Here is a 16,454-nt window from a genome sequence, read left to right as displayed (position 1 = left end):
CGAGGCGGGTGGCAGAGGCGAACGAAGTGGCGGAAGCGAAGGAGAACGAGACAGGCATGGCACAGCAGCCCTTCCTGAAGGATGTCATCGACATCAAGGAGTCCATCTCCACCTCGGACTTCGTGCTGCGTCTCGCCGAGGCGGTGACGCCCGAGGGGGCCGAGCACGCCCTGAAGGACTACGTCGTCACCGAGAGGCTGCTGGAGAACTTCGACGAGGCGCTTGGGCTGATCAAGTCCGCCCTCGACGGCCGCACGTCCAAGGCCGCCTACCTGCACGGTTCGTTCGGTTCCGGTAAGTCGCACTTCATGGCCGTGCTTTACGCGCTGCTCAGCGGCAACCAGGCGGCCCGAGCGCGCGGCGAGTTCGACTTCCTGCTGACCAAGCACGAGTGGCTGGAGGCCGACGGCAAGCGATTCCTGCTCGTGCCGTACCACATGCTGGGCGCCAAGGCCCTGGAGCAGCGGGTGCTGGGCGGCTACGTCAGCCACGTCAAGAAGCTGCACCCGGACGCGCCGATCCCGCAGGTGTACCGGACCGACGCGCTGTTCGCCGACCTGCGGGCCATGCGCGGCCGGTTGGGCGACGCGGCGGTCATCAGCGGGCTCGGCTCCGGCGGCGGGGAGGCCGACGAGGACGACGAGTGGGGCGAGTCGTTCGCCTGGACGCCCGAACTGCTGGACGCGGCCCTGTCTGCCGAGGAGGTGCACGACGGCGACACGCCGCTGGACCTGGTGCACCCGAGCACCCCGGCCGAGCTGCGGGCCAAGCTCGTGCAGGACGCGAGCACCAACCTGCTGCCCGGATTCGCGCGCAACGCGGCCGAGGACGAGCACGGGTTCATCTCCCTCGACGCCGGCCTGTCGGTGATCGCCGAGCACGCCAAATCGCTGGGCTATCACGGGTTGATCCTCTTCATGGACGAGCTGATCCTGTGGCTGGCCACCCTCATCCACGACCAGAAGTTCGTGGCCCGCGAAGCCAGCAAGATCACCAACTTTGTGGAGGGCGGAGACGCCCGGCGCGCCATCCCTGTCGTGTCGTTCATCGCCCGTCAGCGCGACCTGCGCGAGCTGGTCGGCGAGGAGGTGTCGGGCGCGGCGGAGGCGTCCATCCAGGACACGCTGAACCTCGCTTCGGGGCGGTTCGACAAGATCACGCTCGAGGACCGGAACCTCCCGCAGATCGCGAACGCCCGCCTGTTGAAGCCTCAGCCGGGCAACGAGCTGCTCGTCGACGCGGCGTTCGAGCAGACCAAGAGGGTCGGCCCGCAGGTGTGGGACACGTTGCTCGGCTCGGACTCCGGCAAGACGGGAGCGGATGAGGAGTCGTTCCGGCTGACCTATCCCTTCTCGCCGGCCTTCATGGACACCCTGGTCCACATCTCCTCGGCGCTGCAGCGCTCCCGTACCGGTCTGAAGCTGATGGGCCAACTCCTTGCCGCCCGCCGAGATGACCTGAGGCTTGGTGACCTGGTTCCGGTGGGCGACCTGTATCCAGTGATCGCCGACGGCGGCGACAAGCCGTTCGTGGACAGCCTGAAGGTGGTCTTCGAGGCTGCCGACAAGCTGTACAAGACCAAGCTCCGGCCCTACCTGCTGACCTCATACGACGTCACCGAAGACGACATCGAGCGGTACCAGCACCGGCCCGACAGCATCACCGACCCCGCACTGGCCCAGCGCTGCAAGTCCTTCATCGGCGACAACCGCCTGATCTGCACGCTTCTGCTGTCGGCGCTAGCGCCCAGCGTCCCCGCACTCAGCGACCTGACGATCCGCCGCCTCGGCGCGCTCAACCACGGCTCGGTGACGGCGCCGATCCCGGGCAGCGAGGTCGGCATCATCAAGAGCAAGGTGGCCGAGTGGGCCGCCCGCTTCCCTGAGATCAAGGAGACCGGCACCGGCGCGAACGCGGGCGTGCGGCTGGAGCTGTCCGGCGTCGACGTCGACTCCGTCATCGCCAACGCCGCCGTCAACGACAACCCCGGCAACCGGATGGCGCTCGCCAAACGCCTGCTCGCCGAGGAACTCGGCGTGGACCGCTCCGACGGCAGGCTCGGCGCCGACGACCTGACTTTCGTCTGGCGCGGCTCCAACCGCTCCATGGAGGTGATCTTCGGCAACATCGCCGACGAGGACGACCTGCCCGACCACGAGCTGCAGCCCCAGCTCGACGGCCACTGGCGGATCGTCGTCGATCTGCCCTTCGACGAGGGCGCTTACGGCCCCGTCGACGACGTCAACCGGATGCGCGCGCTCCGGGAGCGGCAGAGCGAGCCCGCCCGCACCCTCGCCTGGGTGCCCACGCACCTGTCCGCCCAGCGCTTCGCGGACCTCCGCAGGCTCCTCGTCATCGACAAGGCGCTCGCCGATGAGCACCGCTTCGCCACCCAGTACGCCGCCCACCTCAACGCCGACAACCGAGCCCGGGCCAAGGGGCTGCTGGAGACCCAGCGCGGCGCCCTGCTCAGGCAGGTGAAGACCGCCTTCAAGCAGGCGTACGGGCTGGCGGACAAGAAGGCATCCGACGTCGAGCTGGGCTTCGACGACCACATCGTGGCGCTGCCTGATGTCGGCGGACTGTCCGTCTCCTTCGCCAAACCGATGCGCGAGGCCGTCAGGGACCTCGCGGGCAAACTGCTTGCCCACCAGTTCCCCGCGCACCCTGACCTCGACCGGGACGGCACCGGCGTCGCGGTGAAACCAGCCGACGCCAGGACCGTCTTCACCCACGTCCGCGCAGCAGCCGAGGCCCGCGACCGGCGGGTCGAGGTCCCCGAAAAAGAACGCAAGCTGATGAAGCGGGTGGCCGAGCCGCTGGAGCTCGGGCAGCAGAAGGAGGCGTACTTCGAGCTGTCCACCCGCTGGGCCGACCACTTCCGGCGGATGGCGCAGACGGAGGGTGCCACCGGGGACCTGAGCTTGATCACCCTCGTCGACTGGACGGACAAGCCGGACCGGCGCGGGCTGGAGCCGTTCCTGGCCAACCTGGTCGTCGCCGCGTTCGCGGAGATGGACGACCGGGTGTGGGTGCGCGGCGGAGTCCCGCTCGACCCGGCGCCCGATTTGTCGCAGATCAAACCCGGTGACGCGCTGCGCAGCCAGCCGCTGCCGAGCGAGGACGACTGGATAGAGGCTCGCTGGCGGTACGAGACCATCTTCGGGAACAAGGCGCCGGCGCTGCGGCGCGGGCGGATGATCAACCAGCTCGCCCGGCAGATCGTCGACAGCGCCCGCACCTACCGGGAGCCCGCGGCGGAACTGGTCCGCCGACTGGAGTTGCATGCCGAGTTCCTCGCCCTGGACGAGACCGACGAGAAGGGGCGCTTGGCTCTCGCCCGGCGCGCACGCGACCTGCTGGACAAGCTGATCGCCACCGGGCAGGGAGCGGCAGGCGGCGGCGGGGCGAAGAAGACCGTCGAGACCCTGGCCCGCTTCGACCTGAGCCCGGTCAACGCCGAGCGGTACGGAAACTCCGTCAAGCGGGCGCACGACGTCGCCCAAGCACTGGCCGCGGCTGCCTGGGACACGCTGGAGCTGGCCGAGGGACAGGGCGCCGAAGGACAGGCGCTGTTGCAGGTGCTGCGCGGCACGGCACAGGCCGACCAGCTGACGGCCGACCTCATCGCCGCCCTGGACAAGACCCGCCGAGAGGTCACCGCGCTGATCAAGCGCAACCAGCCACCCGTACCCACCCCTCCTCCGGCCGACCCCGTACCGCGCCCTGGCGGAGATGCCGACAAGGTTGACCTGAGCGGTACGAGCAATCACCCGCCCGTGCCCGGTGGGAAAGAGTCCGGACAAGGCCCTGGCACCGGATCCCCTCCCGGTCCCATCACCGGCGGCGGGGTACGCCGGTCTGGCAGCAAGCAGGTGAAGGCGGCACACGCTGATGCGGTGGTCGCCGAGCTGCAAAGGCAACTCGCCGACCTGGCGGCCAGCGAGCCGGGCGCCACCATCGAGATCAGCTGGCAGGTCGTGGACTGATGGGCACCGCGACCGCTACACAGGTCACCGGCGATAGCACAGGCGTGCTGCGGCTGACCGCCGCGACCGTCACCCAGTTCTTGTCCGCCCAGACATCACTGACCGACTCCCTCACCGGAGATGGACGGCGGCGCGTCGTGCTGCTGCGCTCCGCGCCCCAGTGGGAGGGGCCCGAAGAACTCGCCTGGGGCGAGGGCCGGCAGGCCCGCATCGCGGCCGCCCCATCACCGCTGGCCGTGCACGAACTGGTCCTCGACCACCTCTCGGAGGCCACTGGACCGGCGGTGCTGGTCGTGCTCACCGACCGGGAGCAAAGCGAACTCGACCCGGCGATTCTCGCCCGTACCCACAAGCAGCGCATCGAGACCGTCGACGGCTGGGACGTCGTACGCGAAGCGTTCGGCGCCGAACAGGTCGACCCACGTCTAAGAGCCGACGGCTGGGCCGCCGAAGCGCTGCTCGACGCCACCCCGCCGGGAGGCTGGCCGCCGCTGGCTGGAGGGGTGCTGTCGCGCCGTGCCGCGCTGTCGGCACTCGCCCTGCGCCGTTTGCGCCTCGGCCGCTACGACACCGACACGACACCGGGCGCGAGCCGGACGCCGAGCGGTGACAGCCTCGACACCCACACGCTGCTGCGGTGGTCGCTCATCCCCGGTGGACCGGAGCGGCTGCTGGCACTGCGCGGCCCGGAACGCGCCGGGCTGTCGGCATTCCTCGGTGAGGAGGACCAGGCGGGGCTCGCCGGCCGGGCGCTGCTCGCACTGGTGGAGGCCGAGCACGGGGCCGACGCGGTGCCCTTCGGGCTGGTGTGCGCGGCACTGTGGCAGCACGCCGAGCCCGACGCCCCCACCTACCGGGTACGAGGACGGGCCGAACGGTGGTTCGGCGAGGAGCCACCTGCGACCGGCGAGGCCCTCGATGCGCTCGTGGCCGCGTTCGGCCGTTCCTGCGAGGAATTCGTCAGCATGCTGCTGGAGGCGGGCCGTACCGGCGCAGAACAGGAGGCGGCGCGCGACGCGCGCCGCCTGTCCAGCACGGTGCTGGACCGGGCCGCCGTGCTGGCCCGGCAGTTCGGCGCCGAGACCGCGGCAGAAGCCAGCCCCGTGCTGGCGGCTGGCCTGGAAGCCCGATTCGCACAGGCCGGTCGGACGCTGGCCGGAAAAGAATCGCACGCGCTCACCCAGGCCCTCGCGAAACTGGCCGCTCACCGCCTGGCCGCCGACCCGGACGCGGAAGTACGCATCGAGCGTGCCCGGATGGGACAGCGGCTCGCGCGATGGCTCGCCGCCGACCCGGCCACCGGCGCGGAAACGGTCGCCGCGGCGATCGAACGCCACCTGACCGAGACCGGCTGGGTGGACCAGGCCCTGGAGCACGTCGAGGCCGGAGGCGATCCCGACTCCGAGTTGAAAGCCGCTTACGACACTCTCGGCACCCGCGTGCGCCAACGACGGCGCGAGATCGACCAAGCCTTCGCACGAACCCTCGCCATCTGGACCGCCGCGGGCACCGACCCCGGCTCGATGCTGACCGTGGAAACCTTCCTCGCCCGCGTCGTGAAACCGGTCGTGGCCGCCAAGACCGGGCGGCGCGTGCTGCTGCTGATCCTGGACGGGATGAGCGCGGCGATCGCCACCGAGCTTGGCGAAGAGCTGCGCCGGCACTGGGCCGAATACGACCCGCTGCCGGACCTGGCCAACCGGCCCCCGCGGCGGCGCGCCATGGCCGCCGCCCTCCCGACGCTGACCGCGATCTCCCGCACCTCGCTGTTCGCCGGCAAGCTATTGAAAGGCACACAGGCCGACGAGAAGCGGCTGTTTCCCGCGCACCGCTTCTGGGGCGGGGCCCGCGCTGCGGTCTTCCACAAGGACGACCTGCGCGGCCAAAGCGCCGGCGACCCATTCGGACCCGAACTGTCCGAGGCACTCGCCGACGAGCACACACACGTGGCGGTCGTTCTCAACACCATCGACGACCGGCTCGCCAAGGAACAAAAGCTCGGCGACGGCGCATGGCGCCTCGACCACATCGGGAAACTGCGCGAACTGCTGCGCGTGGCCGCGGCCCAAGGCATGGCGGTGATCCTCACCAGCGACCACGGGCACGTCGTGGACCGCCACGGTACGAAGCTCGACGGCAACGGCATCGCCTCCGCCCGGCACCGCACCCCCGGCGGCCCGCTGGGCGAGACCGAGATTGTGCTGTCCGGGCCGCGGGTCGTGTGGCCGCAACCGGGCGCCGAGATCGTAGCGCTGTGGGACACCGACTCCCGCTACACCGCGCAGAGGGCCGGCTATCACGGCGGCGCCTCGCTCGCCGAGGTCACCATCCCCGTCCTGGCCTTCCTGCCCTTCGGCGCGGAGCCGCCCAAGGGATGGCGCGAGCTTGGCGACCAGCGCCCGGCCTGGTGGTCCGATGAGACGGAACCTGCCCGCCCCGCCACCCCGATCCCCGTCGTGGCGCCCGAGCCGAAGCGCCGCGCCAAGCCGTCAAAGGCGGCGCTGGCGCAGTCCGCGATGGGCGACGCGCTCTTCGACGTAGTACTGGCTCCCGGAGGCGACGACGCCCTGCTCGCCCCGCGTCTGGCTTCGCCCGATGACGCCCTGGTCGATGCCCTGCTGGCATCGGAGATCTTCCAGGCGCAGGTGGGACTGCTGGCCCGCAAGCCGCCACTGGACAAGGTCGAAACGGCGGTGCGGGCACTGCTCGACGCAGGCGCTCTCCCGGTCACGGCGCTGGCCCAGCGCGTCGGCTATCCGCCTGGGCGAGCCGACGGTTTCGCCGCCGTCCTGCGTCAGCTCCTCAACTATGACGGGGTGCAGGTCCTGGAGACCCTGGCCGATGGGCGCACGCTGCGGCTGAACACAGGGCTCCTGCGCGACCAGTTCGAACTGACATGACAAGCACGATGGGAGACTGGCAGGCGTGAACACCGCTCGGCCGTCCCGCTCCGCCCAGGTCAGCGCCGTGCGCCGCCGTGCCGTGATCGACGCGCTGCGGCGCGGTGCCGTACCCGAGAGCGGGCTCGATCTGCTCGCCACCGGCCTCGACAGGTTCGAATCGGCGCTGGACGCCGAACTGGACGCGGTCGCCTCCGGCGCGTCGGTGTTCAAGGCCGTACGGGGAGAATACGGTTCCGGCAAGACCTTCTTCGCCCGGTGGCTGGGGGAGCGGGCCAAACGTCGAAACTTCGCCGTCTCCGAGATCCAGATTTCGGAAACCGAGACGCCCCTGCACCGGCTGGAGACCGTCTACCGGCGATTGACCGAACGGCTCACCACCGCCAGCTTTCCACCGAGCGCGCTGCGGTCGGTGGTGGATGCGTGGTTCTACGCGCTGGAGGAGGACGCCCTCGCCGCCGGGGCGGACGAGAACGAACTGAGCGCCGAGGTGGAGAAGCTGCTGGTCGCCCGGCTCACCGAAGTATCGCGGCACGCACCGTCCTTCGCGGCCGCGCTGCGCGGTTACCGGGCCGCGCTCGCCGCGGGCGACGAGGCGACCGCCGCCGCGGTGCTGGCCTGGCTCGGTGGGCAGCCGCACGTTGCCGCGGCCGCGCGCCGTTTCGCGGGCGTGCGCGGCGATCTCGATCACTTCGGGGCGCTCGGCTTCCTGCAGGGGCTGCTGACGGTGCTGCGTGACTCCGGACATCCCGGGCTCCTTGTTGTGCTGGACGAGGTCGAGACCCTGCAGCGGGTGCGCGCCGATGCGCGCGACAAGGCGCTCAACGCTTTGCGGCAACTCATCGACGAGGTGCACTCGGGCCGGTTCCCCGGCCTGTACCTGGTGATCACCGGCACTCCGGCGTTCTACGACGGGCAACAGGGAGTGCAGCGCCTGGCACCCCTGGCCCAGCGGCTGGCGACCGACTTCACCACCGATCCGCGCTTCGACAACCCGCGCGCGGTGCAGCTCCGGCTGCCCGGCTTCACCCTGGAATCCCTGGTCAACCTGGGCGTGACCGTCCGCGACCTCTACACCACCGGAGCCGACGCCCCGGAAAGAATCAAGGAGCTCGCGGCCGACGCCTACATCGACGACCTGGCGCGGGCGGTCGGCGGAGCGCTGGGCGGCAAGGTCGGCGTGGCTCCCCGGCTGTTCCTGAAGAAGCTCGTCGGCGACGTGCTCGACCGCATCGACCAGTTCCACGACTTCGACCCCCGGCGCCACTACACGCTGACCGTGCGGAGCGACGAGCTCACCGACACCGAACGGAACCTCACCGCCTCGGCCGACGACGTCGACCTGGACCTGTGATGGCGTCCGGCAGCGGGCCCGGCGACGTGCTGGACCGGCTCGACCCGGTCGTCCTGCACCACATCGTGAACAGCCTCGGCTGGCCCGACCTGCGCCCGCTGCAGCGGGCGGCGATCGGACCGCTGATGGACGGCGAGGACGCCGTCCTGCTCGCCCCGACCGCGGGAGGCAAGACAGAGGCGGCCTGCTTCCCGCTGCTGTCCGTGATGGCGCAACGGCGCTGGACCGGTACGTCGGTGCTCTACCTGTGTCCACTCAAGGCGCTGCTCAATAACCTTCTGCCGCGCATCGACTCCTACGCCCAGTGGCTCGGGCGCCGGGCCTCGCTCTGGCACGGCGACGTCCGAGAATCCCAGCGGCGGAGGATCCGCACCGACCCCCCCGACATCCTGCTCACCACCCCCGAGTCGCTCGAGGCGATGCTGATCGGCGTGAAGACCGACCATGCACACCTACTGGGCCGAGTCCGGGCAGTGGTCGTCGACGAGGTGCATGCCTTCGCCGGCGACGACCGCGGCTGGCACCTGCTGGCCGTACTGGAACGGCTGGAGCGCGTGACCGGCCATCCCCTCCAGCGAATCGGCCTGTCGGCGACCGTGGGGAACCCGCACCAGCTGCTCGAATGGCTACAGGGGGCCGGCGCCGGAAAGCGAACCGGCCAGGTGGTGGCACCTGATCTACCTTCTGCGACCACCGCCACTGTTGACCCCGACGTTCTCGGTCGCGCGGCCTCTTCCTTGAACGCCTCCCTCCCGGCGGCTTCCCGCCCGGCCGGGGATGTCGAACTCGACCACGTCGGCTCACTGGACAACGCCGCAAAACTGATCTCCACACTGCACCGGGGCGAGAAACGCCTGGTGTTCTGCGACTCCCGGCGACAGGTGGAGCAACTCGGTGCGGCCCTGCGCGCGCGCGAAGTGAACGTCTTCCTGTCCCACGCCTCCCTGTCAGCCGACGAACGCGCCCGCTCCGAGCAAGCCTTCGCCGAAGCCCGCGACTGCGTCATCGTCTCCACCTCCACACTCGAACTCGGCATCGACGTCGGGGACCTGGACCGGGTCATCCAGATCGACGCGCCCAGCACCGTCGCGTCCTTCCTGCAACGCATCGGGCGCACCGGCCGGCGAGCCGGCACCGTACGCAACTGCCTGTTCCTCGCAACTGAGGCAGAATCCCTGCTCCAGGCTTCGGGCCTGCTCCTGCTGTGGGGCCGCGGCTGGGTCGAACCGGTCACCGCACCGCCCGAACCACGCCACCTGGTGGCGCAGCAACTGCTCGCCGTCACCCTCCAGCAGCACCGGATCGGCGACCAGATGTGGCCGCAGGAGTGGAATGGCCTGGCACCCTTCGACCGCTCAGCCGCTCCCATCGTGCGGCACATGGTCGAGAAGGGGTTCCTGGATGAGGACGGCGGGATGCTGTTCATCGGCCCCGAAGCCGAGAAACACTTCGGACGGCGCCACTTCATCGAGCTGACAGCCTCCTTCACCGCGCCGCCGCAATTCACCGTGCTGGCCGGACGCCAGGAGATCGGCCGCACCGACCCCTCAGTGCTGACCGAGGAGCGAACGGGCCCTCGCCTGCTGCTGCTCGGCGGCCGGAGCTGGCGGGTGACCTTCATCGACTGGGCACGCAGGCGGGCCTTCGTCGAGCCCGCCGACGGCGGCGGTGTCGCCAAGTGGACGAGCGGCGGCATCGCCGGTCTGTCCTACGCCCTGACCCAGGCCATGCGAGAGGTCCTGCTCGGTGCGGACCCTCCTGTCTCACTGACCCGCCGCGCGCAGGCGAGACTCGCCGAATGGCGGCAGGAGGAGGCTCCCGGCCTCGTGCACCCCGGAGGAACGCTGATCACCCGGGCGGGTGACGACGTGCGGTGGTGGACCTGGGCCGGCTATCGCGCCAACGCGACGCTCGCCGCCACGCTGCCCTCGATCGCAGACCCGGTTCAGCGTCCGACAGATTTCTCCGTACGGCTGCGCGAGGACCTGACGCCTACGGCCTGGCAGGAGGCCCGCAGCAGCGTAGGTGACGGGGAGATTCTGGTGCTGCCGGACGTCGATCGCCGCGCCGTCAACGGGCTGAAGTTCTCCGCAGTCCTGCCGGAACGGCTGGCGGTGGCCACGGTGGCGGCCCGGTTGGCCGACTTCGACGGAGCTCGCGCCGTACTGACCGAGCCGGTCCGCCTGCAGCTCAGGTATCCCGCCGACGGTGTCTCCTGAAAGGAGTCTTGCATCGCCCGACGCCGACCTCTATCGGCGACGATGAGGTGCGGTGAGCACACCGCCAAGCCTTCTCTGGATAACGGCACGGGAAGCATCGGTGAGCCGACACGGTCGGCATGGGGGGTCATCGAGGTTGGGCCAGCACCCGGACTGATCTTGTGGCCATCACGCCGACGTGAAGATCATGCTCCGGCGGTGCGAGCCTCCAGAATCCATCCGTTACAAAGCACCTCTTCTCAATAGACTCAGGTTGTGCAACTATCGTTCCAATCACCCCCTGTTGGAAGGATTGTTGCGATGCAAGATCGGGCGATCCCGGCCTGGCTCGGGGGCGGGGACTCACATCAGGGCATATCCCCGACCATGCAGCGCGTCGCTCAGGCCCTCGCCGCCAATCCACAACGATGCTCCTACGCGCCGGTTGCGGAGGTAGCCGAGTTGGCAGGCACCACGTCCAGCACCGTGGTGCGCTACGCGCAGGCATTGGGCTACCGAGGCTGGCCGGCGCTGCAACAGGAGTTGCGGGCACACTACCTGGCCAGCCTCAGCACCGACCAGACCAAAGCCGAGCACGCCGACGGCGGTGCGATGGGCCCGGTGCACGAGGCCGTGCGGCGCGACATAAGCAACCTCACGCTGGCGCTGGAGCTGGTCGACCCCGAGGTAGTGAACGCGGCGACGCTCGCCATGGCGGGAGCCCGCAGCACCCTCGTCGTGGCTTCTGGCTCGTTCACCGCCCCGGCGCATGTGCTGGCCCATCTGGCGAGCACCATGGGCCTGCCGTTCACGCTGGAGGGCCGGGGCGGAGTACACCTGGCCTCGGCGGCCGGGAGGCTCGGTCCAGAAGACTGCCTGGTCGCGATCAGCTTTTGGAAGCAGTTCCGCGAGATCGCCGTACTGACCGAGGCGGTGCGTGAAGCAGGCGTGCCGGTCGTGGTCATCACCGACGCCGCCAACACCCGGCTGGCATCCGCGGCCACGTACCTGATCACGGTTCCCAGCGAGGGGGTGTCGTTCTTCCAGTCCGTCACTGCGGCCACCTCGGTGGTCTACGGGCTGCTTGCCGGGATCGAATCGCACGTCGCCGCTGACGCGCGGAACGCCCACCAGCGCACCCAGGCGCTGTGGAACGCGCTCGACGTGTTTGACCAGCGGAGGTGAGCATGCTCGGAGTGCGCAGCCTAGTCGTCCGCTCGCAGGGCTTATAGTCCGCCTGCGACTCGTTACCACTGACGCCGTTTCATCGTCACCCGAATTCCACCCCTTTCCGCGCCGAGCCCATACCGGCGCATGCCCAGTTGCCTTTGGCCGTCGCCACGCCTGCGGTGTCCCGCCGTCGGCGTCCGTGGTGAAGAGCCCTTTCCCGAGGCCGGCTGACCTCAGCCTGCGAAGCCGTGTACGCCGCCTCGCCCCCGAACTCGTTCCCAGGGCACCCCCTGACTCAGCTCAAGGAGATCTGATGACTGGCCAGTCTCGCCGTTCCTTCCTCCGCTACGCCACGACCGTCGCCGCCCTCGGCGCCGCCGCTCCGCTGTTGGCCGCCTGCGGCTCAGGCCCCGAAAGCGTGTCGCCCTCGGCGGGCGGCGGCAAGAACGTGACCAAGGTCGGCTTCGACCACCCGTTCAACACGGTCCCACTCTGGTCGACGATCATGAAGTTCGCCGAGCAGTCTGCCAAGGCAGCCGGCGCCGAACTGCTGACCGCCGTCGACGACGCCCAGATCGACAAGCAGCTCGCCAACCTCCAGGGCTGGATCGCGCAGAAGGTCCCCGCGTTCACCGTGCTGCCGATGGAGGTCACCAGCCTCGAACCGGTCGCCAAGTCCGCGCTGGACGCCGGACTGGTATGGGTCACCTACGCCGGTGAGATGCAGAACCAGAGCGGCTCGGTCCTGCTGAACAACAAGGAGTCGGGTTTGCAGCTCGGCCAGCAGGCCGGCCGGTGGGTCACCGAGAAGCACGGCGGCCGGGCCAACGTCGTCCTGCTGGAGTTCCGCGAGTCCGGCACGATCGGCATCGAGCGGTGCGACGGCATGATCGAGGGCCTCAAGCAGAGCGCACCCGACGCGGAGATCGTCGCGACCCAGGCCGCCAGCGACCCCGCGACCGGGCTGCAGGTGATGCAGTCCATCCTGAGCAGCCGTAAGGACATCAACGTGGTGCTCTGCTACAACGACGACGGCGCGACCGGCGCCTACCGGGCCTTCGTCAACGCGGGCTTCGACAAGAACGACCCCAACGTTTTCATCGGCGGGCAGGACGGCGCCAAGGAGGCGCTGGAACTCGTCCAGCAGGGCACGATGCTGCGCTGCAGCTCCGCGCTGCGGATCTCCGAGCTGGCCAAGGTCTGCGTGGAGCACCCGATCGCGCTCGCCGCCGGCACCGCGAGCTCGCCCATCGTGCAGATGGAGATCGAGGCGCTGACCGCGGGGGACACCGACAAGCTGGCCGCCTATCTGTCGGACCTGGCGTAGCGGGTCGTCATGAGTTTCGTCATCGACGGCGTACGGAAGAGCTACGGCGCCAACGAAGTGCTCAAAGGCGTGTCGTTGCGCTGCGAGCCCGGGCAGGTGCACGCCCTGCTGGGCGCCAACGGCGCGGGCAAGAGCACGCTGATCAAATGCCTCAGCGGAGCACACGCGCCGGACTCTGGAACGATCCAGCTTGACGGCGAGGTGTGGACCGGCCTGACCCCTCAGCGGGCGGCCGAGGCCGGGATCGCGGTGATCTACCAGCACCTCAGCCTGGTCGCGTCCCTGTCGATCACCGACAACGTCTTCCTCGGCAGAGAGCTGCGCCGTGGCCCGCTGCTCGCCCGTGCCGAACAGCGGCGCCGTACCAGGCAGGCGCTGAGCGGCGTCCTCGGCCCGGACCACGGCCTGCGGGAGGACACGATCGTCGGCGATTTGCCGATCGCGAGCCAGCAGTTGGTCGAGATCGTCAAGGCCACCTCGCGCCCCGGCCTCCGCGTGCTCATCCTGGACGAGCCGACCGCCGCCCTGTCCGACCGCGAGGCCGGAAAACTCAAGGATGTCGTACGGCGCATCGCCGCGAGCGGGGTGCATGTCCTGTTCATCACGCACATCCTCGGCGACGTGTTCGACCTCTGCGACCGGATCACGGTGCTGCGCGATGGCGTGGTCGCGCTGGACGAGCCGGTCGGCTCGGTGCGGACCGCGCAGCTCACCGAGGCCATCACCGGCCGCCTTCCGGCTCCGCGCCGCGTCGCCGGGCCCGCGTCGTCGCAGCGGCGTGCCCCCATGCTGACCGTGTCCGGGCTGTCCGGCGAGCGTTTCGACGACGTCACCTTCACCACGCACGAGGGTGAGGTGGTTGGGATCTTCGGTCTCGTCGGCTCAGGCCGCAGCGAGCTGCTGGAGACGTTGTACGGGGCCCGTCGCGCCGATGCGGGCACCGTACAAGTGGGCGGCCGTACGGTGCCGCGCCGGTCGAGTCCCAGGGCGGCGCTGCGCGCCGGGATCGCGCTGGTGCCCGGCGACCGGGCCAGGCAAGCTGTCTTCACCGACCTCGACGCGGCGGACAACGTGCTGCAACCGGCGTTCGGACAACTCGGCCCGCCGCTGCTGCGGCACCGAGCGGCCGAGCGGCGGCGGTTCGCAGCCGGAGCTGACCAGGTGCGACTGCACCCCGCCGACCCGGCGCTGCCGGCGCGGGCCTTCTCCGGCGGCAACCAGCAGAAGCTGGTGCTCAGCCGGTGGCTCGCCGCCTACCAGGGCGTACGCGTCCTGCTGCTGGACGAACCGACCCAGGGCATCGATGTCGGCGCCCGCGCCGACATCTACCAGACGCTGCGCTCGGAAGAGGTGCTCACCGGCCGCACGGTCGTGTTCACCACGTCGGATCCGGACGAGGTCGCGCTGCTGGCCGATCGGGTCCTGGTGCTGGTCCGGGGCCGCATCGTGGCGGAGCTCCCGGCTGAGCCGCTCGACCGCAACCGCATGCTGCACCTGTCCCACCTCGGCATTCTCGACCCGGTGCCCACCGCACCTCAGACGGAAGGAGTCTCCCGACCATGAGCCAGGTCAAGGCGGCGGACCTGACCACCGCCCCGCACGGCGAGCCGGGGCAGCGGTGGACCGCGCAGCGCGTCGGGGCACTTCTCGTCCGCAACAGCCTCGTCATCGGCATCGCCGTGTTGCTGATCGTGTTCACCTCCGCCGACTCCACCTTCCTGACCGTCGACGTACTGAAGAACATCGCCCTGCAGAGCACCGTGCTGGCCATCGTCGCGGTCACCAGCACGCTGCTGGTGATCTCCGGGGAGGTGGACCTGTCGGTCGGCTCGCTGGAGGCCGTCTCCGCAGTAACCGCCGGGTACCTCATGGCCGCCAGCGGATGGGGCGCGCCCACCGCGGTGCTCGTCGGCCTGGCGGCCGGGGCCGCCGCAGGAGCGGTCAACGGCTTCCTGGTCACCGTGGTCGGCATCAACTCGATCGTGGTCACGCTCGGCATGGGCAACATCACCAGGGGCCTGACCTACCTGATCACCACGGCACCGGTGTTCGGCTTCACCGAGGGCTTCCTGCGCCTGGGCAACGGCACGTTCCTCGGCATAGCCATCCCGATCTGGATCGCCATACTGGTGTTCGCGCTCGGCGGGGCGTTCCTGGTGCTGACCCCCACCGGGCGGCACATCTACGCGGTCGGGATGAACCGCGAGGCCGCCTACCTCGCCGGACTCAATCTGCGGCGGATCCGGTTCGTGCTGTTCACTCTGAACGGCCTCGCGGCCGGCCTGGCCGGGGTCATCCTCGCCTCTCGTCTCAACAGCGCGCCTCCCGGCACCCTCGGCGTCGGCTTCGAGCTGCAGGTGCTCACCGCGGTACTGCTGGGCGGGGTCGCCTTCACCGGTGGAAGGGGACGGCTGTTCGGCGTATTGCTCGCCGTACTGTTCCTCAACATTCTTCAGGCCGGCCTCACGATGATGAACGTCGCGAACGCCTGGCAGCAGATCTCCCAGGGCGTCGCACTGATCGCGTCCGTCGGGCTCGACCTGCTCAACCACCGGCGCGGCCGCCGCGCGCTGCTGCCATGGGCCCGGCTAGGCCTGGCAAGAAACGCCACGTCCGGCGATCAGGAGGTATCACGATGAGCACCAACATTCCGACCTCGGTCGGTGAGACGTACGTGGCCGAGGCCGGATCCGGCCGGCCGATCCTCGTGCTGCACGGTGGCCTGGGACTCGACCACGGCTACCTGCGTCCGGCCTTTGACACGCTGGCCGCCGGCCACCGGGTGATCTACCTCGACTTCGTCGGCAACGGCCGGTCCGACCGCACGCTGGATTACGCGGCGATCCACGACAACACCATCTGGGTTCGGCAGGTGGACGAGATCATCGAGGCGATGGGCCTGGACAACCCGGTCATCGTCGGCCACTCCTACGGCGGTTACGTGGCGCTGGAGTACGCGCTGACCCCGTCGGGCGCCGGACGGCCGATGATCCTCGTCTCGACCGCGCCCAAGCTCGACCACAGCGACGTGATCGCCGAGAACGCGGCGCGGCGCGGCACCCCGGAGCAGGTGGACGCGGTGCGGGTGCGGCTGGCCCGGCCGCAGGCCGACGACGAGGAGTGGGCCGACCTGTGGCGCACCCTGCTGCCGCTGTACTTCCACGCGCCCACCCCCGAACTGGTCGCCCGCGCGTCGGAGGGCACCCACTTCAGCGCGCAGGCGTTCAACACGGCACACCTGCGGGCGCTGAGCGCCTACGACGTCAGTGGTCGGCTCGGCGAGATCACCGGCGACACGCTCGTCGTCTCCGGCGACGACGACTGGATCCTGCCGCTGGAACTCTGCTCGCAGCGGCTCGCCGCCGGCATCCCGGACGCAGCGCTCGCGGTCCTGCCCGAGTGCGGCCACTTCCCCTTCATTGAGCGCGCCGAACCGTTCCTCACCGTCGTACGCGACTGGCTCGAACGGCACTGAGCCGGTCCGTAAGACGAACTGATTTCCCGGAAAGGACAGGA

9 protein-coding genes are annotated in these 16,454 nt (G+C 69.8%); all 9 read left to right on the top strand.

Annotated features, from left to right (window positions below; all coding sequences use genetic code 11):
• The first annotated feature begins 56 nt into the window (after window positions 1-56).
• Entirely contained in the window at window positions 57-3,989 is a 3,933-nt protein-coding gene (locus AB0K05_RS41395) for a hypothetical protein (protein ID WP_364236908.1), read from the top strand.
• Complete coding sequence (gene pglZ / locus AB0K05_RS41390) at window positions 3,989-6,889, top strand: BREX-2 system phosphatase PglZ (RefSeq protein WP_364236905.1); 2,901 nt, start codon at window positions 3,989-3,991, stop codon at window positions 6,887-6,889. Before AB0K05_RS41395 ends, pglZ begins: the two co-directional genes overlap by 1 nt.
• A 25-nt stretch (window positions 6,890-6,914) precedes the next feature.
• Window positions 6,915-8,243, top strand: a complete 1,329-nt coding sequence (brxD, locus tag AB0K05_RS41385; protein ID WP_364236902.1) for a BREX system ATP-binding protein BrxD — start codon at window positions 6,915-6,917, stop codon at window positions 8,241-8,243.
• Window positions 8,244-8,269: 26 nt separating this feature from the next.
• Window positions 8,270-10,462, top strand: a complete 2,193-nt coding sequence (locus tag AB0K05_RS41380; RefSeq protein ID WP_364236899.1) for a DEAD/DEAH box helicase — start codon at window positions 8,270-8,272, stop codon at window positions 10,460-10,462.
• Window positions 10,463-10,762: 300 nt separating this feature from the next.
• Window positions 10,763-11,626 (top strand): MurR/RpiR family transcriptional regulator, encoded by an 864-nt coding sequence (locus AB0K05_RS41375; RefSeq protein WP_364236896.1) that lies wholly within the window; start codon window positions 10,763-10,765, stop codon window positions 11,624-11,626.
• Window positions 11,627-11,924: 298 nt separating this feature from the next.
• Complete coding sequence (locus tag AB0K05_RS41370; RefSeq protein ID WP_364236893.1) at window positions 11,925-12,938, top strand: sugar ABC transporter substrate-binding protein; 1,014 nt, start codon at window positions 11,925-11,927, stop codon at window positions 12,936-12,938.
• Between the two features lie 9 nt (window positions 12,939-12,947).
• On the top strand, window positions 12,948-14,501 hold the full coding sequence (locus tag AB0K05_RS41365) for a sugar ABC transporter ATP-binding protein (protein ID WP_364236891.1): 1,554 nt from the start codon (window positions 12,948-12,950) through the stop codon (window positions 14,499-14,501).
• Entirely contained in the window at window positions 14,498-15,577 is a 1,080-nt protein-coding gene (locus tag AB0K05_RS41360; RefSeq protein ID WP_364236888.1) for an ABC transporter permease, read from the top strand. The genes AB0K05_RS41365 and AB0K05_RS41360 overlap by 4 nt, the downstream gene beginning before the upstream one ends.
• Window positions 15,574-16,413 carry an alpha/beta fold hydrolase gene (locus tag AB0K05_RS41355; protein WP_364236885.1) on the top strand — a complete coding sequence of 280 codons (840 nt, stop codon included), beginning with the start codon at window positions 15,574-15,576 and terminating at the stop codon, window positions 16,411-16,413. Before AB0K05_RS41360 ends, AB0K05_RS41355 begins: the two co-directional genes overlap by 4 nt.
• Window positions 16,414-16,454 lie beyond the last annotated feature (41 nt).

Origin of the sequence: Nonomuraea sp. NPDC049486, assembly GCF_040676925.1 — a bacterium.
In the GTDB taxonomy this organism is placed as follows: Bacteria; Actinomycetota; Actinomycetes; order Streptosporangiales; family Streptosporangiaceae; genus Nonomuraea; species Nonomuraea ferruginea.
This window is presented reverse-complemented; position numbering and strand designations above follow the sequence as displayed.